General features: G+C 71.9%; 23 protein-coding genes. 8 read left to right on the forward strand and 15 right to left on the reverse strand.

Annotation, left to right across the window (positions count from 1 at the left end; all coding sequences use genetic code 11):
- Window positions 1–43: 43 nt before the first annotated feature.
- Both ASC82_RS03075 and ASC82_RS03080 read right to left on the reverse strand, forming a co-directional pair.
- Window positions 44–1,126, reverse strand: a complete 1,083-nt coding sequence (locus ASC82_RS03075; protein WP_056641002.1) for a hypothetical protein — start codon at window positions 1,124–1,126, stop codon at window positions 44–46.
- A gap of 125 nt (window positions 1,127–1,251) precedes the next feature.
- A complete protein-coding gene (locus ASC82_RS03080; RefSeq protein WP_199862457.1) occupies window positions 1,252–2,403 on the reverse strand; it encodes an ROK family transcriptional regulator in 1,152 nt (383 codons plus the stop codon).
- Window positions 2,404–2,474: 71 nt separating this feature from the next.
- Here ASC82_RS03080 and ASC82_RS03085 point away from each other — a divergent pair, with 71 nt between their 5' ends.
- Together ASC82_RS03085 and ASC82_RS03090 are read left to right on the forward strand one after the other, a co-directional pair.
- Complete coding sequence (locus ASC82_RS03085) at window positions 2,475–3,563, forward strand: Gfo/Idh/MocA family oxidoreductase (RefSeq protein WP_056641005.1); 1,089 nt, start codon at window positions 2,475–2,477, stop codon at window positions 3,561–3,563.
- The gene (locus ASC82_RS03090; protein ID WP_056641009.1) at window positions 3,560–4,045 is read left to right on the forward strand and encodes a heme-degrading domain-containing protein; all 486 of its coding nucleotides are present in this window, start codon (window positions 3,560–3,562) and stop codon (window positions 4,043–4,045) included. Before ASC82_RS03085 ends, ASC82_RS03090 begins: the two co-directional genes overlap by 4 nt.
- Here ASC82_RS03090 and ASC82_RS03095 read toward each other — a convergent pair.
- The 5 genes from ASC82_RS03095 to ASC82_RS03115 form a co-directional block, all read right to left on the reverse strand.
- Window positions 4,014–5,561 (reverse strand): choice-of-anchor A family protein, encoded by a 1,548-nt coding sequence (locus ASC82_RS03095; protein ID WP_079038993.1) that lies wholly within the window; start codon window positions 5,559–5,561, stop codon window positions 4,014–4,016. The genes ASC82_RS03090 and ASC82_RS03095 overlap by 32 nt on opposite strands.
- 86 nt (window positions 5,562–5,647) lie before the next feature.
- Window positions 5,648–6,505: a fumarylacetoacetate hydrolase family protein gene (locus ASC82_RS03100; protein WP_056641012.1), complete on the reverse strand. Its 858-nt coding sequence runs from the start codon at window positions 6,503–6,505 to the stop codon at window positions 5,648–5,650.
- A 138-nt stretch (window positions 6,506–6,643) separates the two neighbouring features.
- Entirely contained in the window at window positions 6,644–7,372 is a 729-nt protein-coding gene (gene yidC, locus ASC82_RS03105) for a membrane protein insertase YidC (RefSeq protein ID WP_056641015.1), read from the reverse strand.
- Window positions 7,373–7,501: 129 nt separating this feature from the next.
- Window positions 7,502–7,795 carry a DUF6412 domain-containing protein gene (locus ASC82_RS03110; protein ID WP_024756352.1) on the reverse strand — a complete coding sequence of 98 codons (294 nt, stop codon included), beginning with the start codon at window positions 7,793–7,795 and terminating at the stop codon, window positions 7,502–7,504.
- A 106-nt stretch (window positions 7,796–7,901) separates the two neighbouring features.
- On the reverse strand, window positions 7,902–8,459 hold the full coding sequence (locus ASC82_RS03115; protein WP_056641018.1) for a helix-turn-helix domain-containing protein: 558 nt from the start codon (window positions 8,457–8,459) through the stop codon (window positions 7,902–7,904).
- 118 nt (window positions 8,460–8,577) lie between these two features.
- Between ASC82_RS03115 and ASC82_RS03120 the strand changes: the two genes are divergently transcribed.
- The gene (locus ASC82_RS03120) at window positions 8,578–9,960 is read left to right on the forward strand and encodes an MFS transporter (RefSeq protein ID WP_056641021.1); all 1,383 of its coding nucleotides are present in this window, start codon (window positions 8,578–8,580) and stop codon (window positions 9,958–9,960) included.
- On the opposite strand, the gene ASC82_RS03125 is transcribed toward ASC82_RS03120, so the two are convergent.
- From ASC82_RS03125 to ASC82_RS03130, 3 genes are read right to left on the reverse strand one after another with little or no spacing between them, the layout of a single operon-like run.
- Window positions 9,914–11,392 (reverse strand): hypothetical protein, encoded by a 1,479-nt coding sequence (locus ASC82_RS03125; protein ID WP_056641529.1) that lies wholly within the window; start codon window positions 11,390–11,392, stop codon window positions 9,914–9,916. The genes ASC82_RS03120 and ASC82_RS03125 overlap by 47 nt on opposite strands.
- 38 nt (window positions 11,393–11,430) lie before the next feature.
- The gene (locus ASC82_RS30300; RefSeq protein WP_157848181.1) at window positions 11,431–11,598 is read right to left on the reverse strand and encodes a hypothetical protein; all 168 of its coding nucleotides are present in this window, start codon (window positions 11,596–11,598) and stop codon (window positions 11,431–11,433) included.
- A gap of 14 nt (window positions 11,599–11,612) precedes the next feature.
- Window positions 11,613–12,647 (reverse strand): class E sortase, encoded by a 1,035-nt coding sequence (locus ASC82_RS03130; protein WP_347336063.1) that lies wholly within the window; start codon window positions 12,645–12,647, stop codon window positions 11,613–11,615.
- Here ASC82_RS03130 and ASC82_RS03135 point away from each other — a divergent pair.
- The 4 genes from ASC82_RS03135 (at window position 12,537) to ASC82_RS03150 (ending at window position 19,185) form a co-directional block, all read left to right on the forward strand.
- On the forward strand, window positions 12,537–13,544 hold the full coding sequence (locus ASC82_RS03135; RefSeq protein WP_056641026.1) for an SEC-C domain-containing protein: 1,008 nt from the start codon (window positions 12,537–12,539) through the stop codon (window positions 13,542–13,544). The two genes, ASC82_RS03130 and ASC82_RS03135, sit on opposite strands and share 111 nt — an antisense overlap.
- 83 nt (window positions 13,545–13,627) lie before the next feature.
- On the forward strand, window positions 13,628–15,175 hold the full coding sequence (locus ASC82_RS03140) for an ATP-binding protein (protein WP_056641027.1): 1,548 nt from the start codon (window positions 13,628–13,630) through the stop codon (window positions 15,173–15,175).
- Window positions 15,168–16,151: a PD-(D/E)XK motif protein gene (locus ASC82_RS03145; protein WP_079038994.1), complete on the forward strand. Its 984-nt coding sequence runs from the start codon at window positions 15,168–15,170 to the stop codon at window positions 16,149–16,151. Before ASC82_RS03140 ends, ASC82_RS03145 begins: the two co-directional genes overlap by 8 nt.
- A gap of 49 nt (window positions 16,152–16,200) precedes the next feature.
- On the forward strand, window positions 16,201–19,185 hold the full coding sequence (locus tag ASC82_RS03150) for a Z1 domain-containing protein (protein ID WP_056641030.1): 2,985 nt from the start codon (window positions 16,201–16,203) through the stop codon (window positions 19,183–19,185).
- A 99-nt stretch (window positions 19,186–19,284) separates the two neighbouring features.
- Here the strand turns inward: ASC82_RS03150 and ASC82_RS03155 are convergent, their stop codons facing one another.
- Window positions 19,285–19,728 carry a very short patch repair endonuclease gene (locus tag ASC82_RS03155; RefSeq protein WP_056641537.1) on the reverse strand — a complete coding sequence of 148 codons (444 nt, stop codon included), beginning with the start codon at window positions 19,726–19,728 and terminating at the stop codon, window positions 19,285–19,287.
- Between the two features lie 115 nt (window positions 19,729–19,843).
- Here ASC82_RS03155 and ASC82_RS03160 point away from each other — a divergent pair, with 115 nt between their 5' ends.
- The gene (locus ASC82_RS03160; protein ID WP_056641033.1) at window positions 19,844–20,146 is read left to right on the forward strand and encodes a hypothetical protein; all 303 of its coding nucleotides are present in this window, start codon (window positions 19,844–19,846) and stop codon (window positions 20,144–20,146) included.
- Window positions 20,147–20,189: 43 nt separating this feature from the next.
- On the opposite strand, the gene ASC82_RS03165 is transcribed toward ASC82_RS03160, so the two are convergent.
- The 4 genes from ASC82_RS03165 to ASC82_RS03180 form a co-directional block, all read right to left on the reverse strand.
- A complete protein-coding gene (locus tag ASC82_RS03165) occupies window positions 20,190–21,458 on the reverse strand; it encodes a DUF445 domain-containing protein (RefSeq protein ID WP_056641036.1) in 1,269 nt (422 codons plus the stop codon).
- 12 nt (window positions 21,459–21,470) lie between these two features.
- Entirely contained in the window at window positions 21,471–22,451 is a 981-nt protein-coding gene (locus ASC82_RS03170; protein WP_056641040.1) for an ATP-binding cassette domain-containing protein, read from the reverse strand.
- A gap of 4 nt (window positions 22,452–22,455) precedes the next feature.
- On the reverse strand, window positions 22,456–23,232 hold the full coding sequence (locus tag ASC82_RS03175; protein WP_056641042.1) for an ABC transporter permease: 777 nt from the start codon (window positions 23,230–23,232) through the stop codon (window positions 22,456–22,458).
- Window positions 23,233–23,494: 262 nt separating this feature from the next.
- Window positions 23,495–24,298, reverse strand: coding sequence for an ABC-2 family transporter protein (locus ASC82_RS03180; RefSeq protein ID WP_056641539.1), 804 nt, complete (start codon window positions 24,296–24,298; stop codon window positions 23,495–23,497).
- Window positions 24,299–24,402 lie beyond the last annotated feature (104 nt).

Consider the following 24,402-nt stretch of genomic DNA (forward strand, 5'->3'; position numbering starts at 1 on the left):
TCGTCGCAGACGGGGATGAACGGGAAGGTGTACGGAGCATGGCTCAGGAGTGCCGGGGGCGGCGGGGTCGTTGTGCGGTGCTGGGGACGGTCCGCCGGGCGGTGCGCCGGGCGGTACGGATGAGGGTGGCGCCGCACAGGACGAGCGCGGCGGCGAGCGCGGCCAGGAGGACGGCCTCCCGGTCGGACTCCCGTCCGGTGTGGGCGAGTTCGCGCTCGGGGCCGGTGGCGGTGGCGCTCTTCGGGTCCTTCGGGTCCTTCGGGTCCTTGGCGGCGGGGGCCGTGGAGGCCGGCGGGTCGGCCGGGGTCGCGGTCGGCTCGGGCGTACCGGATTCCTCGGGCGCGACGGGGCCGACGGTCAGGCGGTAGTCGTCGGACGCGCCGACCCAGTCGCCGTCGGCGCCCCGGCGCTGGACGACCGCCGCGCTCACGACGACCTCGTCGGGGACGGTGTCCTCGCGGAACGCGAGCCGTACGGGGACGGTCAGCGTCCGGCCCGCGGGGACCGCGAAGCCGCCGAAGCCGGTGAACGCGCCGACGTTCTCGGCCTCTTCGGTCGCTTCGAAGACCACGGGCCGCCAGTCGGCCGACCCCTCGTCGTAGAACTCGAAGCGGATCTGGCCGGCCCGGAGCGCACGGTCCCGGTCGGTGAGGACGAGGACGGGGTGGACGCCGGTGCAGGGCGCGTCGGTGGTGTTCGTGAGGTCGAGCTTCCAGGCCTGGAGGGGGCCGCCGGCGGGATAGTCGGCCGGGCCGCCGTGGATCCGGGCCGCGAGCGGGAACCCGCCGTCCGGGGCCGCGCCGCAGGACGGGGTGGGCGGGTCGGGGGCGGGGATGTGGGGGGCGGGGGCCCGGGGGGCCGCCGGGGCGTCGGGGGCGTTCGGGGCGGGGGCGGCGGAGGCCGGGGCGGCTGGGACGGCCGGCCCGGCTGGGGCCAAGGGGGCCGCCTTCGGTGCGGGGGCCTCTCTCGTGGAGATGGTCGCCGGGGTCGCGAGTACTGGGGCCGTGAGGCCGAGGGCCGCGGTCGCGGTGACCGCCGAGACGGCCGCCGCTCTCGCCGTCGCGGCCAGGGTCGTGGTCACGGTCTCGGCGAGGGCAGTGCGCTGGCGCAGGGGGGCGGGTGCCATGGGGTGGCTGCCTTTGCTGCTCGCGGGCGTACGGGTCGGCCGCGACGCTGCCACGCCCGGACGGGCGGGCCGGGCAGCGACACCGTGCGCGCGCCCGAACGGCCCGCGTAATCCGCCTGATCAGCCTATTGTCCGAAGATCGGAGCGAGAACGAGCCACGCCGCGCCCACCGCCACGGCCTGCGGGGCCGTGGCCACGACGACCGGCGTCGGGAGCCCCAGCCCGGCGAGGACCCCCCGGACGCCGTCTGCGAAGACCTCCGGCGCGCCGAGCACCACCCGCCCGCCCAGCAGGACCTGATCGATGTCGAGGAGCCGTACGAGGTTGGCCGCGCCCGTGCCGAGGATCCGCGCGGCCTCGGCGAGTTCGCCGCGTACGACCTCCGCCAGGCAGAGGACCTCCAGGCAGCCGCGCCCGCCGCAGCCGCACGGCGGCCCGTCGAGCTGGACGGTCTGGTGCCCGAACTCGCCCGCCCCGGTCCTGTCCCCGCGCAGCGGCGTGCCGCCGAGGACGAGGCCGGCGCCCAGCCCCGTACCGAGGTGGACGTAGGCGAAGGAGCCGGGGGCGGCGGGGCGCAGGGCGAGGCCGAGGGCGGCGGCGTTCGTGTCCTTGTCGAGGACGACGGGCAGCCCGAGGCGCCGGGCCAGCTCGTCGCGTACGGGATATCCGTCCCAGGAGGGGAAGCCGGTCACCCGGCCGGGCACTCCGGCGCGATGGTCCAGGGGGCCGGGCATGGCGACGCCGATCCCGAGGACGGGCCCGGCGGACTCCCCGGGACCCGCCCCGGCGGAGTCCCCGGGCCCCGCCCCGGCGGACTCCCCGAGCCCCGCCGCGGTCTCCCCCGACCCGGGCCTCGCCGCGAGCAGCGCCCGTACCTCCCCCGTCACCGCGTCCAGGACGGGACCCGCCCCCTCGCCCAGGTCGACCGGGCGGCGGCGCAGGGCCACGACCGTGCCCGCGAGGTCCGTCAGGAGGGTCGTCAGCTCGTCGCGGTCGAGGTGGACGCCGACCGCGTGCCCGGCGGAGGGCACCAGGCGCAGGACCGTGCGGGGCTTGCCGCCCGTCGAGGCTCGGTGGCCCGCCTCGGCGGCCAGGCCCTCGGCCCGGAGCCTGGCGGTGATCTTGCTGACGGCCTGCGGGGTGAGCCCGGTCCTCTCGGCCAGCTCCAGGCGGCTGATCCCCGCCTCCCCCGCCGTGCGCAGCAGGTCGAGCACGAGCGCGGCGTTGTGGCTGCGCAGCGCCGGTACGTTCACGCCGCCGAGGCCCTTCGCATGCATCTGCTCCCTGTTCACGCCCCCATTGTCGCGGTCGCTTGCACTTTGGCAACAGCGTTGCTTAAGTGAGACGCATGACTGGCACCGCCCCGCGCACCCCCCTCCGCGTCGGACTCGTCGGCTACGGCCTCGCGGGCTCCGTCTTCCACGCCCCGCTGATCGACGCCTCCGAGGACCTCGTCCTCGCCGCCGTCACCACCGGCAATCCGGAGCGGGCCGCCGAGGTCCGCGCCGCCCACCCGGGCGTGCGGGTCGCGGCCTCCCCCGACGAGCTGTGGGAGCGGGGGGCCGAGGAGCTCGACCTCGTCGTCGTCGCCTCCCCCAACAAGACGCACGTCGCGGTCGCCACCGCCGCCCTGGAAGCCGGCATCCCGGTCGTCGTCGACAAGCCGCTCGCCGGGACCGCCGCCGAGGCACGCGGCCTCGCCGCCCTCGCCGAGGAGCGGGGCCTGCTGCTCTCGGTCTTCCAGAACCGCCGCTGGGACAACGACTTCCTGACCCTCCGCCGCCTCCTCGACGAGGACGCGCTCGGCGAGGTCCAGCGCTTCGAGTCCCGCTTCGAGCGGTGGCGCCCGCAGCCCAAGGGCGGCTGGCGGGAGTCGGGCGCGCCCGAGGAGATCGGCGGGCTGCTGTACGACCTGGGCAGCCACGTCGTCGACCAGGCCCTCGTGCTCTTCGGCCCGGCGGTCTCGGTGTACGCCGAGTCGGACGTGCGCCGCCCGGGCGCCGCCGCCGACGACGACACCTTCCTGGCGATCACACACGCGGGCGGGGTCCGCTCCCATCTGTACGTGAGCGCCACCGCCGCCCAGCTCGGCCCCCGCTTCCGGGTGCTCGGGCAGCGCGCGGGCTTCGTGAAGTACGGGCTCGACCCGCAGGAGGCCGCCCTGCGCGAGGGCCTGCGCCCCGTGCCCGGCACGGTCTGGGGCGTGGAGCCCGAGGGGCTGTGGGGCCGGCTCGGCTCCGGGGAGTCCCCGCTGACCGGCGGCGGCACCCCGGTCCCGTCGCTGCCCGGCGCGTACCCGGCGTACTACGCGGCCGTCGCCGCCGCCCTGCGCGGCACCGGCGACAACCCGGTCACGGCCCACGAGGCCGCCGCCGCGCTCGACGTCCTGGAGGCGGCGAAGCGGTCGGCCCGCGAGGGCGTCACGGTGACGCTGTGAGCACCCCCGAGATCGGCGAACTGGAGGCCCAGGAAGCCCGCCTGGTCCTCCCCCGGTTCACGTACGAGGACGCCTGGGCGCTCGGCACCCTCCTCGTCCGCCTGGCCCGGGAGCGCGATGCGCCGGTGGCGATCGACATCCGACGCGGCGCACAGCAGCTGTTCCACTGCGCGCTGCCGGGGTCCAGCGCGGACAACGACGCCTGGATCGACCGGAAGCGGCGGGTCGTCGAGCGGTACGGCGCGAGTTCGTTCCTGGTCGGCGCCCGGTTCCGCGCCAAGGGGACGACGTTCGAGGCGTCCTCGCGCCTCGACCCCGACCGGTACGCCGCCCATGGCGGTTCGTTCCCGGTCGCGGTCGAGGGCGCGGGGGTGATCGGCTCGGTCACGGTCTCGGGGCTGCCGCAGGCCGAGGACCACGCGATGGTCGTCGAGGCGCTGGAGCGGCTGCTCAGCTCGTACGGCTCCGGCGACGGCGGCTGACGGTCACGAGGATCCCGCCGCCGAGGGCGAGGCCGGCGGCGAGGGCGCCCATGACGACCGTCCCGGTGCCGGCTCCGGTCTCGGACAGTTCGCCCTGCGGGCCGTGGTTGCCGCCGGAGTCGCCGTAGCCACCCGAGTCTCCGTAACCGCCGGAGTCGCCGTAACCGCCGGTGTCTCCGCCCGAGTCACCGCCGTTCGAGCCACCGGTCGTGGGGTCGGTGGGCGTGGGGGTGGGGGTGGGGTCGGTCGGGGTCGGCGTCGGGTCCGTCGGGGTCGGCGTCGGGTCCGTCGGGGTCGGCGTCGGGTCCGTCGGGGTCGGCGTCGGATCGGTCGGCGTGGGAGTGGGGTCCGTGGGAGTCGGGGTGGGATCCGTCGGAGTCGGCGTCGGATCGGTCGGCGTCGGTGTGGGGTCCGTCGGGGTCGGTGTGGGCGTGGGGTCGGTGCAGGACGGAAGGTCGCCGTCGAACGGGTAGGCGTGCATCTCCTGGCCACCGCCGCCGGTGGCCTCCGAAGCGTGTGTCAGGTTCCCGGTGGTGAAGAAGCGGCCGTTGGTGCCCGGCATCGTGACCGTCGCCGTGCTGGCCTGGTTGCCGATGAGCACACTGCCCGCGAACTGGGCCGTGCCCTCGAACTTGACCGTCGTCGCGTCCGGGAAATTCCACAGGACGCGCTCGCGCAGTCCGTCCGGCAGTCCGTTGATGTACGTGTCGACGGTGCGGTCGGCGCCGAGGACGTTGACCAGGACGGTCGCGTCGGCGGGGATGTTCTCGAAGCGGATGCCCTGCTGCCCGCCGCTCGCCGACTCCAGGTCGAAGTCGACGTTGAAGACCTGGAGATCCGAGCTGCCGTCACCCGTGAAGAGGGTCTCGGTGTCCTTGTTGACGGCGGTTCCGGTCTCGGTGCGGGAGGCGCCGTTCACGTAGGCGTAGCACTGGCTGGCGTCGGTGAGCTGCCCCCGGAGGGCGGTGTACGGGTCGGCGGCCGCGGTGTCGTGGACGGGGGTGGGGTTGACCGTCCCCGAGAGCACGCCCCCGTACCGTACGACGCCCTTGACGACGCCCTCCTCGGCGAGGAGCGTCTGGCCGGAGGCCACCGTCAGGTCCTTGCCGACGGTGAGGAAGTCCTTGCCGTCCTCGGGTGGGATGCGGGAGCCGGCGCCGACGATGCCCACGTTGTAGACGCTGGAGACGCCTGCGCGCTTGTTCTGGTCGAAGCCGCCGAGGACGACGACCTTGCCCTCGGCCTCGGCCGCGGCCTCGCGGACGAGGAAGTCGCCCCCGACGAAGATGTTGATGTTGTTGTCGCGGTAGATGACGGCGTCGCTGTTGATGCCGGGGTAGCCGTCGGGCGGGCACTTGCCCGGCAGGCAGGGGCCGAGGCCACCGGGGAGCGGATCCGCGAAGCCGTTGACGGCCAGCGCGCCGACGAGGGCGGTGGCCCCGACCGTGGCCGCGGCGATGACTGCGAGGCGGCGGCGGGAAGGCCGCCGGTTATGCGTGTCTTGTTCTGGTTCCATACCGGGCAATATGCAAAAAGGATACGAAAATAGCGACGCCCCACGCGGGGCGCCGCCATCTTCAGGCCAGCGTGTTCAAGCCACGGTCAGGCGCCCTTCAGCTCCTGCCGCTGCCGGCCGAGGCCCTCGACCTCCAGCTCGACGACGTCGCCGGGGCGCAGGTACGGCTTGGGCTCCGGCTGGCCCATGGCGACGCCCGCGGGTGTGCCGGTGTTGATGATGTCGCCGGGGTAGAGCGTCATGAACCGGCTGACGTACCGGACGACCTCCGCGACCGGGAAGATCTGGTCGGAGGTGTGACCGTCCTGCTTGAGCTCGCCGTTGACCCAGAGGCGGAGGGAGAGGGCCTGCGGGTCGGGCACCTCGTCGGCGGTGACGAGCCAGGGGCCGAGGGGGTTGAACGTCTCGGCGTTCTTGCCCTTGTCCCAGGTGCCGCCGCGCTCGATCTGCCACTCGCGCTCGGAGACGTCGTGGGCGACCGCGTAGCCCGCGACGTGCGCGAGGGCCTCCTCGTCGGTCTCCAGGTAGCGGGCGGTGCGGCCGATGACGATCGCGAGCTCCACCTCCCAGTCGGTCTTCACCGAGCCGCGCGGTACGAGCACGGTGTCGTCCGGGCCGACGACGGTGTCGGCGGCCTTGAGGAAGACGACCGGCTCCGCCGGGGTGGCCTGGCCGGTCTCGGCGGCGTGCCCGTGGTAGTTCAGCCCGATGCACACGACCTTGCCGATGCGGCCGACCGGCGGGCCGACGCGCAGCCCGGTCGCGTCGAGCGCGGGCAGCACGCCGGCCCCGGCGGCCGCCCGGATCCGGTCGAGCGTGGAGGCGTCGGAGAGCAGACCTCCGTCGATGTCGTCGACCAGCGCGGACAGGTCGCGGAGGGTCCCGTCCCGGTCGAGCAGGGCGGGACGCTCGGCTCCCGGCGGGCCTACGCGCAGCAGCTTCATGGTCTTCTCCCGGTGGTCGAGGTGGGCCCGGGAAGGGCCCTGAGGGTGCCCCGGCCGATGGAGTGCGGCCATCGGAGGATTGGTCGATCCTCCAAGAGAACGGGTCGCTCTGCAAGACCCCGTTCACACACTGGACCCTTACGCGCGAGTAGCAACGGCGCCCGAAGGCTCCCGCTTCGCCTGGTCGCGGTAGAGGAACGCCCGCTCGACGGCGGTCCAGGTGGTGCTGGTGACGACGTAGAGGGCGGCGGCGAGGGGGACGACGGCGACCGTGATGAGGGTGGCGAAGGAGAGCAGCGGCATCACCTTGGCGATCGCGCCCGCGCCGGGCGTGGGCTGCCCCAGGTCGAGGGGCTGGACGGCGAGCTGCTGCTTCGTGCGGCGGTAGGTGAAGACGGCGACGGCGGCGACGACCGCGAAGAGGACGAGGTAGACGCGCCCCGCCGGGCCGAGGACTCCGCCGTGGGAGAGGACGTCGGCCCAGTGGTCGCCGAGCGGGGCGGCGAAGAGGGTGTGCCCGGCCATCCGGTCGCCGGAGAACAGGTGGTACATCAGGAAGAACGCGGGCGCTTGGAGGAGGCTGGGCAGGATCCCGGCGAAGGGCGAGACCTTCTCCTTGGCGTGGAGCTCCAGCATCGCCTTCTGGAGTCGCTCGGGGTTCTTGGCGTGCTTCTTGCGGAGGGCGGCGAGCTGCGGGGCGATCCGGGTGCGGGCCTTCTGGCCGCGCGCGGCCGCCCGGGAGAGCGGGTGGATCGCGAGCCGTACGAGCATCGTGAAGAGGATGATCGCGGCGGCCGCGGCGGTGGTGGCGAAGAGCGGCTGGAGCAGGTCGGCGAGCCGCTCGACCAGGGAAGCGAAAACGGACAAGGGAGCCCTCCGTGGGGTCTCGTCGTGCCGGGAGAGATTCGGGTCTCGGCATGACGGATCCGCGTGAGGACCTTCCGGTGTACGTCGGACTCCCGGCAGGCGACCGAGGTCACCGACCGGCGTGGGCTCCTACGCGGCCGTCGGGAGGGGGCGGCCGGGAGCTCGGGGTCTGCGGCGGCCGGCGGCGTCGGGATCGCGCTGGGGCAGGAAGGCGGTGCGCCGCTCGCGGTCGCGTATCGCCGTGCGGACGCGGGTCGCCGGGACGGCGGGGGCCGTGGGGGCGCCGATGAGGGCGCAGACGACGGTGGTCGCGGCGAGGACGACGGCGGCGAGGCCCGCGCCGTCGGAGAGGAAGAGGTCGGCAAGGGCGAGGAGGAAGAAGAGCGGCGCGAGCACGCGCAGGACCAGACTCCTGACCGTCATCTCACCACCCCCTGCTTCCCGCTCGCCGGCACGCTTCTCGCGCGATTCCGACGCGATTCCGACGCGATTCCCACGCACTTTCCACCATGAGGACGTACCGCACCGATCAGGAGTTCCCGCGCTCCGGCGTGTCCTCGCGCACGACGGGGACGACCGGGACGAGCAGCCGGCGGGGCCGGAGCAGGGCGCGGCCGACCGGATCCACCGGGTCCCGGTCGAGCCCGGCGCCGGGCCGCATCTCGACGTCGGCGGGCGGCACGGGGACGCGGCAGGCGGGGCATTCGCCGTACGAGCCGAGCTCGGTGCCGCAGTCGGCGTGGTGGAAGTGGCGCACCGGTACGGCTCCGGGGACCTCGGCGCGCCCCCAGGCGCCGAGCGAGCGGAGGACGGGCCAGAGGGCGAGGCCGCGCTCGGTGAGCACGTACTCGTCGCGCGGGGGCGACTCCTGGTAGCGCCGCCTGTCGAGGACTCCGGCCTCGACGAGGGCCTGGAGGCGGGCGGCGAGGACCGCGCGCGGGGCGCCGAGGTGGACGAGGAAGTCGTTGTAGCGGCGGACGCCGTAGAAGGCGTCGCGGACGACGAGGAGGGTCCAGCGCTCGCCGACGACCTCGAGGGCGCGGGCGATGGAGCACTGCTGGTGGGCGTAGTCCTTGCCGAGAGCCATGGCTCCATCGTACCCATTCAAGGTTCGGTGAACGAACCGAGCTGCTAGGTTGGGTTCATTCACTGAACCGACGGTCACCGAACCGAGTGCACCGAACCGACGGGTGGAGGTCCCTGCCATGCCCCAGCTCGCCACCGCCCACGGCGCCCCCGCGCGCACGCGGCGGGCCCGCCCCGCCGCCACGCTCGCCGTCACCGGCGCCGCCACGGCCGTCGCGCTGATGAACTACACGGCCCCAATGCTCACCCTCCCCGACACGGCGGCGGCCTTCGGGACCCCGGACTCGGCCCGGGCCTGGCTGCTCAACGGCACCCCGCTCGGCCTCGCCGTCCTCCTCCTCGTGGCCGGCAGCCTCGCCGACGCGCACGGCCGGCGCCGGGTCTTCCTCCTCGGCACCCTCGCCCTGGGCGTCACCACCGCCCTCGGCGCCTTCGCGGGCTCCACGCTCACCTTCACCCTGGCCCGGATCGCCCAGGGCGCGGCGAGCGCGGCGGTCCTCGCGGGCAGCCTGGGCCTGCTGGCCGACGCGTACCCCTCGGGCCGCGACCGGATCAGGGCGACCGGCATCTGGGGCGCGTCGGTGAGCGGCGGCATCGCGCTCGGCCCGCTGCTCGCGGGCGCGCTGAGCCTGGTGGACTGGCGCCTGGCGTACGAGGTGCTGGGGCTCGCGGCCCTGGCGACCGCGGCGGCGGGCGCCCGCGCACTCGGCCCCGACACGGCGGAGCGGCCGCGGCAGGCGCGCCCCGACATCCCGGGCGCGCTCGCGCTCGGCCTGGCCCTGGCGGCCCTGCTCACCGCGCTCACCCTGGGCCGTGACGGCTGGCTGCGCGCCCCGGTGGGCCTCCTCTTCCTCGCCTCGGCCGCCCTGTCGGCGGTCTTCGTGGCGGTCGAGCACCGGAGCCGTACGCCCATGGTCGACCTGGCGCTCCTGCGCCGGCCCGCGTTCCTGGCGTCGACGCTCGGGGCGCTGTTCACGGGCCTGGCGGTGATCGGCCTGTTCAGCGTGGTGCCCGCGCTGCTCCAGAGCGGGGCGGGGATGTCGCCGCTGGGGGCGGCCGGGCTGTTCGTGCTCTGGTCGGGCACCGCGTTCGTCGTCGCCCTCCAGGCGCGCCGCCTCGCGGGCCGGCTGTCCGCCGCGTACCAGCTGACCGTGGGCTTCACCCTGTCGGCGACGGGCGTCCTCGCCCTGCTCGGCGGCCTGGAGGGCCCCTGGCCGCGCCTCCTCCCCGGCCTCCTCGTGGCCGGCGCGGGCAGCGGCCTCCTGAACGCGGCGCTGCCCCGGCTCGCCGTCGACTCCGTACCGCCGGAGCGGGCGGCGATGGGCTCGGGGGCCAACAACACCGCCCGCTACATCGGTTCCGCGGCGGGCGTGGCCCTGACGCTGGCCCTGACGACGGCCGGCGCGGACGCGGCGCTCCTGGTCTCGGCGGGCCTGGCGCTGTCCGGCGCCGTGATCACCCTCGTCCTGGGAAGGCGGCCGGAACGACGGCCGCGTCGGTGAACTCCTCCAGGGCGAGGACGTCCTCGTCACCCCGCTCGTCCCCGGTCTCGGGCGCCCCGAGGAGGCTGACGGAGACGGCCACGGCGAGATTGACGACGAGGGCAAGCAGCCCGGCGTTGACGCCCCACAGCGGATCGTTCCCGGAGAAGACGAGCGCGCAGACGACCGCGACCCCGACCCCCAGCCCGCACACCCCACCCCTCAGGGTCATCCCCCGCCACACGAGCCCCAGCAACACCAACGGCAGCAACTGCGCCATCCCCTCGTACGAGATGAGAGAGAGCCGCACGAGGGTGTTGGGGGCGGTGTACGTCATCACAAGGGCGAGCACCCCGGCGACGACGACCACGAGCTGGGCGGCGCCCTTCTCCCGGCGGCGCAGGCGAGGGGAGAGCGAGAGCACGCTCCGCCCCCACATGGTGCCGATGACCAGCATGAACACGGCCATAGGGACGATCGAGGAGAGCGCGGCCGCCACGCCGACGAGGCCGACGGCCCAGGCGGGGAGCGAGTCGGTGACCAGCTTGAAGAGGGCGAGGTTCGACTCGGCGCCGACGAGCCCGGGGACGACGAAGAGGGCCGCGGTCCCGAGGAGCATGGGAACGAACAACAGGACGTTGTAGGCGGGCAGCCAGACGGCGTTGCGCCGGAGGGTGTCGGCGTCACGGGCACCGAGATACCCGGCGACGGTGGTCGGAAAGATGACCACGGTGAGGGAGTTGAGGACGGTGGTGGAGGCGAACCAGCCGACGCCGTACCCGCTCTCCTCACCCCCGTGCCCGGGCAGGGACAGCCACTCGCTCTTCTCGTCGACGAGCCGCCCGAAGAACTCCCCGAACCCGCCGAAGTAGTGCAGCGGCACGTACACGAAGAGAAACCCCAGCGTGAGGATCACGAGCGCGTCCTTGAGGACGGACACCCAGGCGCTCCCCCGCAGCCCGCTCACCACCACGAACCCGGTGGTGACGGCGAAGGCGAGGAAGTAGGCGAGGTCGAGGCCGATCGTGCCGTACGAGATCGTGGACACGACCACGCCCATGCCGGTGATCTGGAGCTGGATGTACGGCAGGAGGAAGACGGTCGCGAGGACGGCGACGGCCGCACCGAGCCAGGGCCGGCGGTAGCGGTGGGCGGTGATGTCGCTGAGGGAGACGAGCCCGTGCTTGCGGGCGTACCCCCAGAGCATGGGCCCGACGACGTAACCGACGGCGTAGCCGCAGGACATGTACGCGACGACGTACAGCACCGGGGCGCCGTAGTTGTATCCCCAGCCGGCGGCGCCGAGATAGCTGAAGCTGGTGTACCCCTCCCCCGCCATCAGCACCCAGATGAAGACGGGCCCGAGCGAACGCCCGCCGACGGACCACCCGTCGAGCCCGCCGCTCTGCTCCCTGCGCACGGCGAGCAGCCCGAGAAGAACGGTCAGCACCATGAACACACCGAAGACGGACACGGCGACGGCGGCGGAACTCACGACCGGTCCCCCCTACGGGCAAGGGCGACGGCGACGGGGGTGACGAGGGTCGCCCCGAACAGCCACAGGACGAACAGGGGAACGGAGTTCACCAGCGGCAGCGCGACGACGAACAACAGATACGGGAGGAGAAGCCAGAGCAACCGGGGCCTACGTCTGATCACCCGGTCGACCCTAACTAGGAGACCAGCTTCGCCCAGACGACGAGCCGGTAGGCGCTGCTGAACTCGGGGGTGCAGGTGGTGAGGGTGAGATAGGACCCCGGACGGGAGTACCCGTAGGACGGCTTGACGAGGGACCGGGGAACGGCCTGGATGACGCCGACGTCACGGGGAGCGGTCTGCGGGAGGACCTGGTCGACGCGGTACGTGAACGTCCGCTCGCGGGTCCGCACGGTGATGCGATCCCCCTCGCGGAGCCGGTTGACGTACCGGAAGGGCTCGCCGTGGGTGTTCCGATGCCCGGCGAGCGCGAAGTTCCCGGAAAGCCCGGGCCCGGCGGTGCCGGGATAGTGCCCGACGTACCCCTTGTCGAGGACGGAACGCTTGGAGACGCCGCGGGCGACGGGGACGGTGAGGCCGAGGCGGGGGATACGGAGGATGGCGAAGGCGCGGGAGTCGGGGGCGGGAGGAGTGGGGGAAGGGGCGGCGGACTCACCGCTCGCCACAGGAGGCTCACCACCCTCAACCGTCACATCACTCGCAGCATCACCACTGCCGGCATCACCCCTGCCGGCATCACCCCTGCCGGCATCACCACCCGCAGCATCACCACCCCCCACCTCGCCACCCCCCGAAGGAGAGATCCCCCACTCCCCCCACTCCCGCTCCAAAACCCTCACCTGCTCGCGGGCGTCGGCACGGGCCTGCTGATTGGTCCACCAGAGCTGGTGGACGACGAGGAGGAGTACGAGAACCCCGCAGGTGACGAAGGTTTCGGCGCACGCCCAGAGCACGCGGCCACCGGCACGGCGACGCCCCCGCGTCTGAACGACGACCGGCACCCGCACGCGCCCCCTGCCCCGCTCCCTGTCCCGCACGCGGGGCACGATAAGCGTTGAGGCGCCAACTCTCCAGGCCCGTACAGCAGTACGGTGGAGAGCATGCGCCCCGACACTCCTGCCGCCCACACCACCGAAGCCGAGCGTCTGCTGCGCACGGCAGCCCAGTACCCGGGAGACCGGGAACCCCTCTACCTCCAGGCCGCGGCCCACCGGGAACTGGCGGGCGACCGCCCGGGGGCGACGGCCCTCTACGACGAGCTCCTCTCCGGCGAGCCGGCCAACCCGCACCTGATCAGGTCGCTGAAGGCGGCGAACCTCTGGGAGTACGGCCACGAGGCGGAGGCCCGCGCGATCATCGACGGGATCCGCCGCGAGAAGCCGGCGGACGCGGCGCCGTGGGAGATCACGGCGGAGACGCTGGAGGCGCACGACGAACTGGAGGCGGCGGAGGCCACGCTCACCGAAGCGGCCACGCTCCTGCTGCAGGCGCCGACCCCCCTCCCCCACCCCACTCAATCCCTGGTCATCACCAGGCACAGGATCCGCAGGATGCTGGCGCTCCCGCACGACGACTGGGACACCCTGGCGGACCGGCTCCACACGGCGGCGGTCCCCCTAGACGAACTCCACGACCCGAAGCGCCTGTGGTCACTGGGCTCGGATGACCCGGCAGAACTCCAAGCGGAAATCACGAGGCTCCGCTCGGAACTGGGCACCTACCGCACGGCCCTCTCCCGCCCCTTCCCGGTAGCGGTCCTGCACTGGCCGAAGGCGGAACTGGACGAGCTCCTGGCGGCGTACCCGGAACTGGAGGCGGAGTACCCCACGTACAGAGCCCACCTCACCGACATCGAGGCCTCCCTCCGCGAACTCTCCCAGGCGGGCACCCCCAACCTGGGCATCGTCCGAGCCACGGTCCCCTCCTACGAAGCCTTCGCCGCCTCGGAATCCACCCACCCCTCCAACTCCGACCTCCTCCCCCAATACGCCACCACCCTCGCGGCCCGAGCCCGAGCGACGGCTTGGCCGCCGTCGCGGGACGCGGGGTGCTGGTGCGGATCGGGGTTCACGTACGGGGAGTGCCACGGGGGCACGGTCTCCGCCTGACGAACAGCCGTCCGGGTACCGATGTCGGCGCCGTCCATTAGGGTCAGCCTTGTTCGGATGTAGGCGCATATCCCAAGGCGAACATGACGACTGACTGGCAGTTCGAGGTACCCACCACCGGCAGCAAGCACCTGCCTCCGGACGCTCGGTACATGGAGGCCCTCAGCAGTCAGGGCTACGGCTTCGAGGCGGCGATCGCGGACCTGGTGGACAACTCCATCGACGCCGGCGCCAAGGACGTCGTGATCCACTTCCTGCGTGACGGCGACAGGCTCGTCAGCCTGCTCGTCGTCGACGACGGCAAGGGCATGGACGAGGAGGAACTGGACGTCGCGATGACGGTCGGCGGTCGCCGTCAGTACGACACGAAGGCCCTCGGCATGTTCGGTACCGGCCTGAAGTCCGCCTCGCTCAGCCACGCCGGCGCCGTCACCGTCGTCAGCAAGGTGCGCCGCACTCGTGCCGCGGCCCCCGCGGGGCGCCGCTGGACGATGGAGCGGGCGGTCACCGGCTACCAATGCGACATCGTCGCCCCGGACTACGCCCAGCAGCTCATCGATCGCTACTACGACTGCCCGATCGTCTGGCAAGGCACGGTCATCCGCTGGGACGCCGTCAAGGACTTCCCCCACACCGGCGGTGGCGGCCAGACCGACCGCTACCTGCACCGCACGATCAACAAGCTGGGGCTCCACCTCGGCCTGTACCTGCACCGCTTCCTGGCCCGTGACGACTTCAACATCACCATCGCGGTCGAGGACGTCTCCACGGGTGTCGAGTACATGAACTTCGGCGTCCAGCCGCTCGACCCGTTCGCCTACCCGGTCAGCGGACATCCCGACTACGCCCGCGCCTTCGTCGCCGACGTCCCCTCCGTCGGCCCGATCGCCTTGACCGCGCACGTCTGGCCGGCGAAGTCGAACCTCGACGAGTTCAAGGCGGTGGGCACGGTCATCGACCGGCAGGGCTTCTACTTCTACCGGCACGACCGCCTCGTCCAGGCCGGCGGCTGGAACAACTTCCGCCAGCCCGAACAGCACCTCGCCCTCGCGCGCGTCGCCGTCGACCTCCCGGACGACTCCATCGCCTCCGAGGTGTTCCGCCTCACGGTGAAGAAGGACGGCGTCTCCACCTCCCCGGAGTTCGTGACGTCCCTGGAGACCGCGGCGGACACCGACGGGAACCCGTTCTCCCGGTACGTCGCCGACGCCGACGCGACGTACCGGGAGGCACGGAAGCGGACCGGCACGACGCGGAAGCCGGTGATCCCTGCCGGGAAGGGCTTCGAATCGTCCGTGCGGGAGGCGATAGAGGACGAACTGCCCATCATCCCCGGCGAGGAGCCGATCGCCGTCCGCTGGCAGAAGATCGACAACAGCGCCTTCTTCGAGGTCGACCGGGAGAACCGGACGATCATCCTCAACCACCACTACCGTGCCGCGATCCTCGGTGGCCGGCGCGGCGGACTCAACGACGCCCCGACCCTCAAGTCCCTCATGTACCTGCTGCTCCACCAGATCTTCGAGAAGGAGTACAGCGGCAGCCGCGAGAAGGACAACCTGCAGCTGTGGCAGTCCGTGCTCGTCGCGGCCGCCCGTGCCGAGTTGAACCGAGTGGCGGACGATGAGTGACTTCGCGACCGGTCCGGCGCTGGCCTGGTCCACGGTCGAGCACTACCTGGGGGAAGGGCTCGGCACCAGCTACCGCCTCTCGGCCGCCGACGGTCACCCCGTCGTCTCGTACGAGGTCGGGCACGGCGGTGGGGACATCGCCCTGCTCGTCGAGCTCGGCCGGAACCAACAGCCGCCCCGTTCCGCTCTGCCCGCCGTCCGCATCGACCAGGTGGCCATGGGCGACGGGCGACGGATGGCCCGCATCCGGACCACCCAGGTGGAGTCGATGCGCGACTTTCACGACATGCTGCTCGCCGTCGCCGATCGGATCGTCGCGAAGAACCGGTCACTCGACCACGCCTTCGCCGAGACCGTGGACGGATGGAGCTCGTTGCTCGGCCGCCCTCGGGCGATGAGCGTCGAGCAGCGGATCGGGCTCCTCGGCGAGGTGTCGATACTGGCTCGACTCGCCCGGACCTACGGCTGGGAACCGGCCGTCGAGGCATGGACCGGCCCCTACGGGGAGGAACACGACTTCGCCCTCGTGGACTTCGACATCGAGGTGAAGACGACAGCGGCGGAGCGGCGACGACACACGATCCATGGACTCGGGCAGTTGCAGGCGGCTCCCGGCCGCCCTCTCTGGTTCGCCTCGCTCCGGCTTACCCGCGGCGGCACCGGCGGTCGCACGCTCGCCGAGTCGGTCCAGGCGGTGCGCGATGCCGTCACCAAGCAGGCTCCGACGGTGCTGACCCGACTGGATTCCGCCTTGGAACGTGCCGGCTGGTCGGCCGAGTACACGGACGACGAGCGTTGGACGCCACGGGACGAGGCTCTGGTCCTGGCCGCCGACTCCGTACCGCGCCTCGACCCCGCACTGCTCGCCGCAGCCGCGCTGGAACGGATCTCGGCCGTGACCTACCAAACCGATCTCACCGGGCTCGCCCCCACGGTCGGCGCACCGGTGGACCTGACCGGTCTTCGTCTCCCGTAAACCCGCCGGCCTCTCCGCCCCCGCCCTCCCGACAGCCGAGGAACCACCGATGAACACCCCCGACGCCGCCGCCGGCATCCGCCTCGACCTGCATCACCACGCGCTCGGCGACATGAGTTCGGGAAAACCGAAGCGACTCGTCCGTGCCCTGGAGTACCAGGCCGAGGACCTCGCGCCGGAAGCCATGGAGTACGCCACCGAAGCCGACTTCCTGTCCGTACTCCGCCAGGCGCGCGCCACCGACCAGTTGGTGGAGGTGTGGCGCAAGCAGCTCACTCGCTGGGACTACAGCGAGAACGCCGCCTGGTCGTCCCACCCTCCCCGTACCGACGAGCGGCGTGCCGACACGTACGCGCTGCTCGGCGTCTGCCAGGAGACCGGCAAGCTCCTCGACGACCTCGTGCCCGTCTCCAAGGCCACCGGGACGGTCGTCATCAGCGCCGAACACAAGCCCTGGTACACCCCGCAGTCCCTCCAGGGTCGTCCCTGGTACTGGCCCGCGTACCGCAAGCTGCTGGTGGACAAGGGCTGGCCCGAGAACGTCGTCGCCGGTCTCGACGAGGCCTCCGACCGTGTCGTGGAGCGGCTCGCGGACCCGGCGGCGGTCGAGGCCTACCAGTCGAAGGGACTGGTGGTCGGATACGTCCAGTCCGGCAAGACCGCCAATTTCGCCGGTGTCATCGCGAAGGCGATCGACGCCGGCTACCGACTCGTGATCGTCCTGGGCGGCACTCTCAACATGCTGCGCGCCCAGACCCAGCGGCGCCTGGACATGGAGCTGGTGGGCCGGGAGAACATCCTGCGCGGCGCGAGCGAGTACGAATCCGAGTACGCGGACGACCCCGCCTGGAGCCAGGGCAGGTTCGCCACGTTCGGCGCGCTGCCCTCCGCCCTCGGAGCCTTCGACATCCACCGGATGACGACCCATGGCAAGGACTACCAGAGCCTTCTGCAGGGGATCGTCGCCCTCGAAGCCGACAAGCAGGAACCCGCACTCCCTCTCTACGACCCGCGCAACCTGCATCGGGCAGCGGCCCGCCTGATGGTGGTCAAGAAGAACAAGACGGTCCTGACCAAGCTGGTCAACGACCTGCGGAAGATCAAGACGCCGCTCTCCGAGATCCCGGTCCTGATTGTGGACGACGAGTCCGACGAGGCCTCCGTGAACACCACCGACCTCGCCAAGCCGGACGCCGAGCGGACGGCGATCAATCAGAAGATCTCCGAGCTGCTGCGGATGTTGCCGCGCGCCCAGTACGTCGGTTACACCGCGACGCCCTTCGCGAACGTCTTCATCGACCCGAGCGACACCGAGGACATCTTCCCGAAGGACTTCATCATCTCCCTGCCTCGTCCGGACGAGTACATGGGGGCCCGCGACTTCCACGACCTCGACTCCGCCGTGGCCGAGGAGGAGCGGACCTACGCGAACTCCAACGAGATGGCCCACGTCCGCGACATCGTGGCGGAGGACGACGAGAACGACACCCACCTCGAACGCGCCATGGACATGTTCGTGTTGACGGCCGCGATGAAGTTGTACCGCGAGGCCAAGGGCGGTCTCGGCGATCGCTACTTCCAGCACCACACCATGCTGATCCACGAGTCCGTCCGGCAGGACGCGCACCGCGAGCTGCTCGGTCGGGTCACCCGGCTGTGGTGGAACGCCGGCTACCTCGGTGCTCGTGGTCACGAGCGGCTGCGCGACCTGTTCGACACGGATATCGCCCCGGTCTCGGCGGTACGCGCCGACGGCCAGGCCGTGCCCGCCTCGTTCGACGACCTCGCGCCCTACATCGGCCCCGCCGCGATCCGGATCGGCGGCGACGACAAGCCGATCATCGTGGTCAACGGCGACAAGGACATCGACTCCGGCGAAGCCGACTTCGACAAGCGGTCCATCTGGAAGATCCTCATCGGCGGTCAGAAGCTGGCCCGCGGCTTCACCGTCGAAGGGCTGACCGTCTCGTACTTCCGGCGCCGTGCCGGCAATGCCTCCACCCTCATGCAGATGGGCCGCTGGTTCGGCTTCCGCAACGGCTACCGGGATCTGGTACGGCTCTACCTGGGCCGCCAGGAAACCCTGGGGAAGAAGGAAGTCGACCTCTACGAGGGCTTCGAGGCCATCTGCCGTGCCGAGGAGGAGTTCCGCGCGGAGCTGGCGCAGTACTCACTGCCCGTCGACGGCCGGCCGCAGATCACCCCGGACAAGGTGCCGCCCTTGGTGTCGCAGCACATTCCGTGGCTCAAGCCGACCAGCCCGAACAAGATGTACAACGCGCGCCTGGTCACCCTTCGTTCGCCCGGCCGGTGGCAGGAGCCGACCGCCTACCCCATGAAGGTCGCCGATCTCCGGCACAACACCAACCTGTGGACACCCGTCCTGGACTCCCTGTCCGCGGAGCCGACGGAGTTCTCCTACCACTTCCGGGAAGACGGCGTCACTCACCGCTTCTCCGCTCTCACCGGGCTGATGGGAGCCGCTGATCTCGTCGATCTGGTGTCACGCCTGCGCTGGGAAGCCCCGTCGCAGTTCGCCCCTCACCTGGACTATCTGCGAGAGATCACCACGAGTGCTCCTGCCCAGGTGGACGACTGGGTCGTCCTGGCACCCCAGCACGCACAAGCAAGTCGACGGATCCGGTTCGGCAACGCCGGCCGTGCGTTCTCCTACTTCGCTCGTGATCGTCGTCGCCACCCGCTCTTCGGTGCCATCAGTGACGTCAAGCACCGTGCGGCGGCGCTGCGCATCGCGGGTGCGCTCACCGATCCCGGCGACGCCGCCACCGAGAGCCTCGTCGCCCCTCGGCGGGGTGTGGTCGTCCTCTACCCGATCGTCGAAGCCGCGCATCGGGCCGCACTCGTCGGGGACGACCCGCTCGACCCGAGTCGGATCGTGACGGCCTTCGACTTCGTCGCCCCGGCGTCGGCGCGCAGCGACGACGGCCGTGTGCTTCGGTTCACGACCGTCGACTCCTCTCGGGAAGGCGTCGCCATCATCGACACCTCGCCGCGAGAGACGGCGACGCCCTGACACCCGACGGATCGTGGTGGGCAGGCGCGGTCCGGCCCTGCCCACCGGACGACGAGCAACGTCCGTCTCGCTGCCCGGTGCCGGCTCCCCACGGCCACTTCAAGTGACTCCCGCCTTGGTCCGCAGCAGGGCCTTCCGTGCCTCGACGACCGCCGCCACCCGCGCGGCGGCCTCATCCGCGGCCTCGTGCTCCCAGACCCGTACGGACACCCACCCCGCCGCTTCCAGGCGAGCGTCGGTGTCGGCGTCCCGTGTCCGGTTCTTCTCGATCTTCGTCCGCCAGAACTCCGAGTTCCTCTTCGGCCACGTCGCGTGCTCCGGGCACGCGTGCCAGAAGCAACCATCGACGAACACGGCCACTTTGGTGGGCCCGAAGACGATGTCAGCCTCGCGCCGCACACCCCTGAGCGGACGTCGGTGAACCCGATAGCGGAGCCCGGAGGCGTGCAGAATACGGCGCAGCGCCACCTCCACACCGGTGTCCCGACTGCGCTGCTTGCTCATTCGGGAGCTGGTCGACGCCGTCGTCTCCAAGACCCTCATGGTGACCATTGTGACGTGGTTTCCCTGGTGGTTTCCCTGGCCCGCTCGCGAGCGGGGACACCGTCCGCACCTCGTACGATCGAAAGACGACACACCGACCCGAAAGGCCCCCGTCATGCCCCGCATCCTCTCCCCCGCCATAGCCGCCGCCGGACTCGTCGGTGGTTATGCCGTTGCCCGGTGGACCAAGAAGCGGCCGCTTGGTGGGGTGGTGCTCGCCGTTGCCGGTGGCGTGGCCGCTCGGGAGTGGCAGCAGGTGGGTGGGGCCAAGGCCGCCGTCGGGCTGACCGGTGCCTACGTGGCCGCGTTCGCCGGGTCCCATCCGCTGGCGAAGAAGATCGGGGCCTGGCCCGCCGTGTTCTCCGTCGCCGGGGCCGTGGCCGCTGCCTCCTGGGCCGTCACCCGCGACAAGGGCTGAGGTCCGGGGCCGGCCCTCGCTCGCGCGAGGTCCGAGCGGCCTCTCAGCCGCCCAGTGCGTGGCTGAAGGTGTAGATCAAGAGGCCCGCAAGCGCGCCCACCACCGTGCCGTTGATGCGGATGAACTGGAGGTCGCGGCCGATGTTGGCCTCGATCTTCTTCGAGGTCTGAGTGGCGTCCCAGCCGGCGACGGTGTCCGTGATCAGGGACGTGATCTCGTGGCGGTAGGTGGTGACGACGTAGGCCGCGGCGTCCTCGGCCCAGCCTTCGACCTTCGCCTGGAGGCGGGGGTCCGTCGCCAGGCGGTTGCCGAGGGAGATCAGGGACGCGCGGGCGCGGAGGCGGAGCTGGCTGCGGTCGTCCTCGGCGGCGGCGATGATCAGGTTGCGGATCGAGGACCAGGCCGAGGCGATGATGTCCTGGATCTCCGGGCGGGCCAGGAGGTCCGCCTTCAGGCGCTCCACGCGGGCCCTCGTGTCCGTGTCCGCCTGGAGGTCGGCCGCGAAGTCCGTCAGGAAGCGGTCGATCGCACCGCGCGCCGGATGGGCCGGCATGTCCCGCATCTCCGTCACGAAGCGGAGGAGCTCCTTGTAGACCCGCTCGCCGATGCGCTTGTCGACGAAGCGCGGTGTCCAGCCGGGCGCGCCGCCCTGCACCGCGTCCATCACCGACTCGCCGTGCGTGACCAGCCAGTCGTGGGCCCGCGTGCAGACCAGGTCGACCGCCCGGTGGTGCGCACCGTCCGAGACGATCTTCTCCAGGGTCTTGCCCAGGCCGGGGGCGATCTCCGCCGACTCCGCCCGGCGCGTGATGGCCTCGCCCACGACCGCCTGCACGTCCGAGTCCCGCAGGACCGTCAGCGCGCCCCGCAGCGCCGTCGACGCCTCCGCCGTCACCCGGTCCGCGTGCGCCGGGTCCGCCAGCCACGCCCCCAGCCGGCGGCCGATCCCGAAGGCCTGGAGCCTGCCCCGTACGACGTCCGCGGAGAGGAAGTTCTCGCCGACGAAGGAGCCCAGCGAGGCGCCCAGCTGGTCCTTCTTCGTCGGGATGATCGCCGTGTGGGGGATGGGGAGTCCCAGCGGGTGGCGGAAGAGGGCCGTCACCGCGAACCAGTCCGCCAGCGCGCCCACCATGCCCGCCTCCGCCGCCGCCGCGACGTAGCCCGTCCAAGGTCCCCAGCCCGCGTTCCGCGCCCAGGTCGCCAGGGCGTAGATCACCGCCACGGCGAGCAGCAGCGCCGTCGCCAGGGACTTCATGCGGCGGACGCCTCTACTCTTCTCCTCGTCCGCAGCCGTGTACGAGAAACTCACCATCGACTCGACCTCCTACGTCAGAGACTCCCGGCGCTCGTCGCGAGTTCCCCCGTACATCTTCGCGATCACGGCCTCGATGTCCGGCTCCCGCACCGAGAGGTCCACCAGGGGGTGCTTCGCCGCCACCGCCGCCACCAGCGGCGCCGCCGATTCCGTCGCCGGGAAGGCCAGCCACTGGCGCGGTCCCTCCGACCGTACGTAGCGGGCTCCCGCCACGTCGTCGATCGGGGGCAGCTCCCGCTCCAGGTCCACCACCAGGAGCCGCTCGCTCTCGCCGACCGCGTGCAGCCCGGCCAGCTCCCCGTCGTACATCAGCTTCCCGTGGTCGATCACCATCACCCGCGAGCAGAGCTGCTCGATGTCGGTCAGGTCGTGGGTGGTGAGGAGGACCGTGGTGCCGTTCGTCGTGTTCAGTTCCCTCAGGAACTCCCTCACCCGCGCCTTCGACACGACGTCCAGGCCGATCGTCGGCTCGTCCAGGTACAGCACGTCCGGGTCGTGCAGCAGCGCCGCCGCGATGTCGCCGCGCATCCGCTGCCCGAGCGAGAGCTGGCGCACCGGTACGTCCAGGAGCTCGCCCAGCTCCAGCAGCTCCACGCAGCGCGCGAGGTTCTCGGCGTAACGCGCGTCCGGGATCCGGTACATGCGGTGCATCAGCCGGTACGAGTCCTTCAGCGGAAGGTCCCACCACAGGGTCGTGCGCTGCCCGAAGACCACGCCGATCCGCTGCGCCAGCCGCGTCCGGTCCCGCGCCGGATCGATGCCCGCGACCCGCAACCGGCCCCCGGTGGGGGTGAGGATGCCGGTCAGCATCTTGATCGTGGTCGACTTCCCGGCGCCGTTCGGGCCGATGTACCCGACCATCTCCCCGCGTTCCACGCCGAAGCTGATGCCGTCGACCGCCCGGACCTCGCGCTTCGACCTCCGCAACAGGCCCGTCCTGCGGCGGATCGTGAACGTCTTCTCCAGTGACTCCAGCTCGATGAACGGCACGGCCTCAGCTTCCTGTCGATCGGTACGAACGGATTCCGGCCCGCCACGCGAGCCCGGCCACCCCGCAGCAGACCGCCGCCACCAGCGGCGACGCGAACACCGCCCAGCCCGGCACGCCCGCCGGGGCCGGCCGGTCCAGGACGTACAGCGCGGGCAGCCAGTTCACGAACGCCAGCGGTACGACGTACACGACCCCCCGCACCAGCTCCTGCGCGAAGATCGTCGGCGGGTACCCGAGGAGGGTGTTCCCGCCGTACGTGAACGAGTTCGTGACCTCGGCCGCGTCCTGCATCCAGAACAGGGCGGACGCTCCGAGCACCATCACCGCCGCGAAGATCACCGCCCCGCAGACCAGCATCACCGGCAGCAGCACCACCTTCACCGGCGTCCACTCCACGTCCAGCAGCACCAGCGCCCACACCAGCACGAACAGGCCCTGCGCCACCCGACCGAACCGGCGCAGCGCGAACTTGTCCGCCGCGACCTGCGCGAGCAGCGGCGCCGGCCGCATCAGGAACGTGTCCAGCGAGCCGTCCCTGACCCGCTTCCCCATCCGCTGGAGCGACCCCATCGTCAGGTCCGCCAGGCCGAACGACGTGCCCGCCGTCCCGTACAGCAGCGCGACCTCCGCGAAGGAGAAGCCGCCCAGGCCCTTCACCTGACCGAACATCAGCAGGATGACGACGAAGTCGAAGAAGGTGACGCAGAAGCTGGTCACCAGGGTCAGGGCGAAGGAGGAGCGGTACGTCATCGTCGACCGGATCCACATCCCGGCCACCATCCGGTACGTACGCCAGGACTCGGCCAGCAGCCCCGGTCGAGCCGTGTCGGCCCAAGATTTCGGATGAGCGGTGCCGGCCGGAGACTCCGGACCAGCCCCCTCAGCCAGAGACTCCGGGCGCGCGGTGTCCGCCAGAGACTCCGGGCGCGCGGCGTCCGCCAGAGACTCCGGGCGCGCAGTGTCCGCCAGAGACTCCGGACTGGTGGTGTCGGCCGCCTGGCCCGGACCGGCAGCCTCGGCCATCCGCCCCGGACGCGCAGTGTCAGCCACCCTGCACCACCACCTTCCGCGTCGCCGCCGCCTGCGCCGCCCGCCCGGCCCCGAGCAGCACCAGCGCCCAGCACCCCTGGAAGGCGTACGCCCCCGCCAGCTCGCGCCCGCCCTCGTACTTCCCCAGGTACACGTCGGCCGGCACCTGGAGCATCGACGCCCACGGCAGCACCCGCGCCACCTCGCCCAGCGCGCCCGGGAAGACCGTCAGCGGGAGCAGCATCCCCGAGAAGAACAGGCCGCCCAACCAGGCCACCTGCACCACACCCTGGCCGTCGAGCAGCCAGAACGCGCTCATCGCCACCAGGTACCAGATCGCGAAACTGACCACCGAGCCGAGCGCCACCGCCACCAGGAACGCGAGCCACGTCCCCGGACCCGACGGCAGCGTGAAGTCGAAGGCGAGCGCGCCGACCGCCATCGGGACGACCCCGCGGCCGAGCAACTGGTAGGCCGCCCGGCCGAGGTTGGCCGAGAACCACCAGGTCTGGAGGTCGGCGGGGCGGTAGAGGTCGACCGCGATGTCCCCGGTCCTGATCCGCTCGATCAGCTCCTCCTCGAAGCCGCCGCCCATCAGCCCGCAGACGGTGATCAGCGCCTGTCCGATCCACACATAGGCGAGGGCGTCGTCCATGGAGTAGCCGCCGAGCTGCGGCCGTTCGTCCCAGAGGGCGATGTAGGTGTACGACAGGATCAAGCCGAAGACGGTGTTGGTGAACACCCCCGCCGCCGTCGCCACCCGATAGGTCGCATGGCGCCGGAAGCCACCCGCGGCCACCGTCGCGTACAGCCGCAGCATGCCGCTCCTTCCCGGAAACATGCGCAATGCGCCGAAAAACGCCGAAGCGCACGACCCTAGCGAGGTACGGCTCCCCCTCGCGAGGGGATTTCGCGCCGGGA

This window comes from Streptomyces sp. Root431, from assembly GCF_001426585.1.
Lineage (GTDB): Bacteria > Actinomycetota > Actinomycetes > Streptomycetales > Streptomycetaceae > Streptomyces > Streptomyces stackebrandtii.

Bases quoted from the DNA above. Each gene is read 5' to 3' on its own strand.
- ASC82_RS03075 (WP_056641002.1), bottom strand. From the start codon at position 1,126: ATGGCACCCGCCCCCCTGCGCCAGCGCACTGCCCTCGCCGAGACCGTG.
- ASC82_RS03080 (WP_199862457.1), bottom strand. From the start codon at position 2,403: ATGCATGCGAAGGGCCTCGGCGGCGTGAACGTACCGGCGCTGCGCAGC.
- ASC82_RS03085 (WP_056641005.1), top strand. From the start codon at position 2,475: ATGACTGGCACCGCCCCGCGCACCCCCCTCCGCGTCGGACTCGTCGGC.
- ASC82_RS03095 (WP_079038993.1), bottom strand. From the start codon at position 5,561: ATGGAACCAGAACAAGACACGCATAACCGGCGGCCTTCCCGCCGCCGC.
- ASC82_RS03100 (WP_056641012.1), bottom strand. From the start codon at position 6,505: ATGAAGCTGCTGCGCGTAGGCCCGCCGGGAGCCGAGCGTCCCGCCCTG.
- ASC82_RS03110 (WP_024756352.1), bottom strand. From the start codon at position 7,795: ATGACGGTCAGGAGTCTGGTCCTGCGCGTGCTCGCGCCGCTCTTCTTC.
- ASC82_RS03115 (WP_056641018.1), bottom strand. From the start codon at position 8,459: ATGGCTCTCGGCAAGGACTACGCCCACCAGCAGTGCTCCATCGCCCGC.
- ASC82_RS03120 (WP_056641021.1), top strand. From the start codon at position 8,578: ATGCCCCAGCTCGCCACCGCCCACGGCGCCCCCGCGCGCACGCGGCGG.
- ASC82_RS03125 (WP_056641529.1), bottom strand. From the start codon at position 11,392: ATGGTGCTGACCGTTCTTCTCGGGCTGCTCGCCGTGCGCAGGGAGCAG.
- ASC82_RS03135 (WP_056641026.1), top strand. From the start codon at position 12,537: ATGCGCCCCGACACTCCTGCCGCCCACACCACCGAAGCCGAGCGTCTG.
- ASC82_RS03140 (WP_056641027.1), top strand. From the start codon at position 13,628: ATGACGACTGACTGGCAGTTCGAGGTACCCACCACCGGCAGCAAGCAC.
- ASC82_RS03145 (WP_079038994.1), top strand. From the start codon at position 15,168: ATGAGTGACTTCGCGACCGGTCCGGCGCTGGCCTGGTCCACGGTCGAG.
- ASC82_RS03150 (WP_056641030.1), top strand. From the start codon at position 16,201: ATGAACACCCCCGACGCCGCCGCCGGCATCCGCCTCGACCTGCATCAC.
- ASC82_RS03155 (WP_056641537.1), bottom strand. From the start codon at position 19,728: ATGAGGGTCTTGGAGACGACGGCGTCGACCAGCTCCCGAATGAGCAAG.
- ASC82_RS03160 (WP_056641033.1), top strand. From the start codon at position 19,844: ATGCCCCGCATCCTCTCCCCCGCCATAGCCGCCGCCGGACTCGTCGGT.
- ASC82_RS03165 (WP_056641036.1), bottom strand. From the start codon at position 21,458: ATGGTGAGTTTCTCGTACACGGCTGCGGACGAGGAGAAGAGTAGAGGC.
- ASC82_RS03175 (WP_056641042.1), bottom strand. From the start codon at position 23,232: ATGGTGGCCGGGATGTGGATCCGGTCGACGATGACGTACCGCTCCTCC.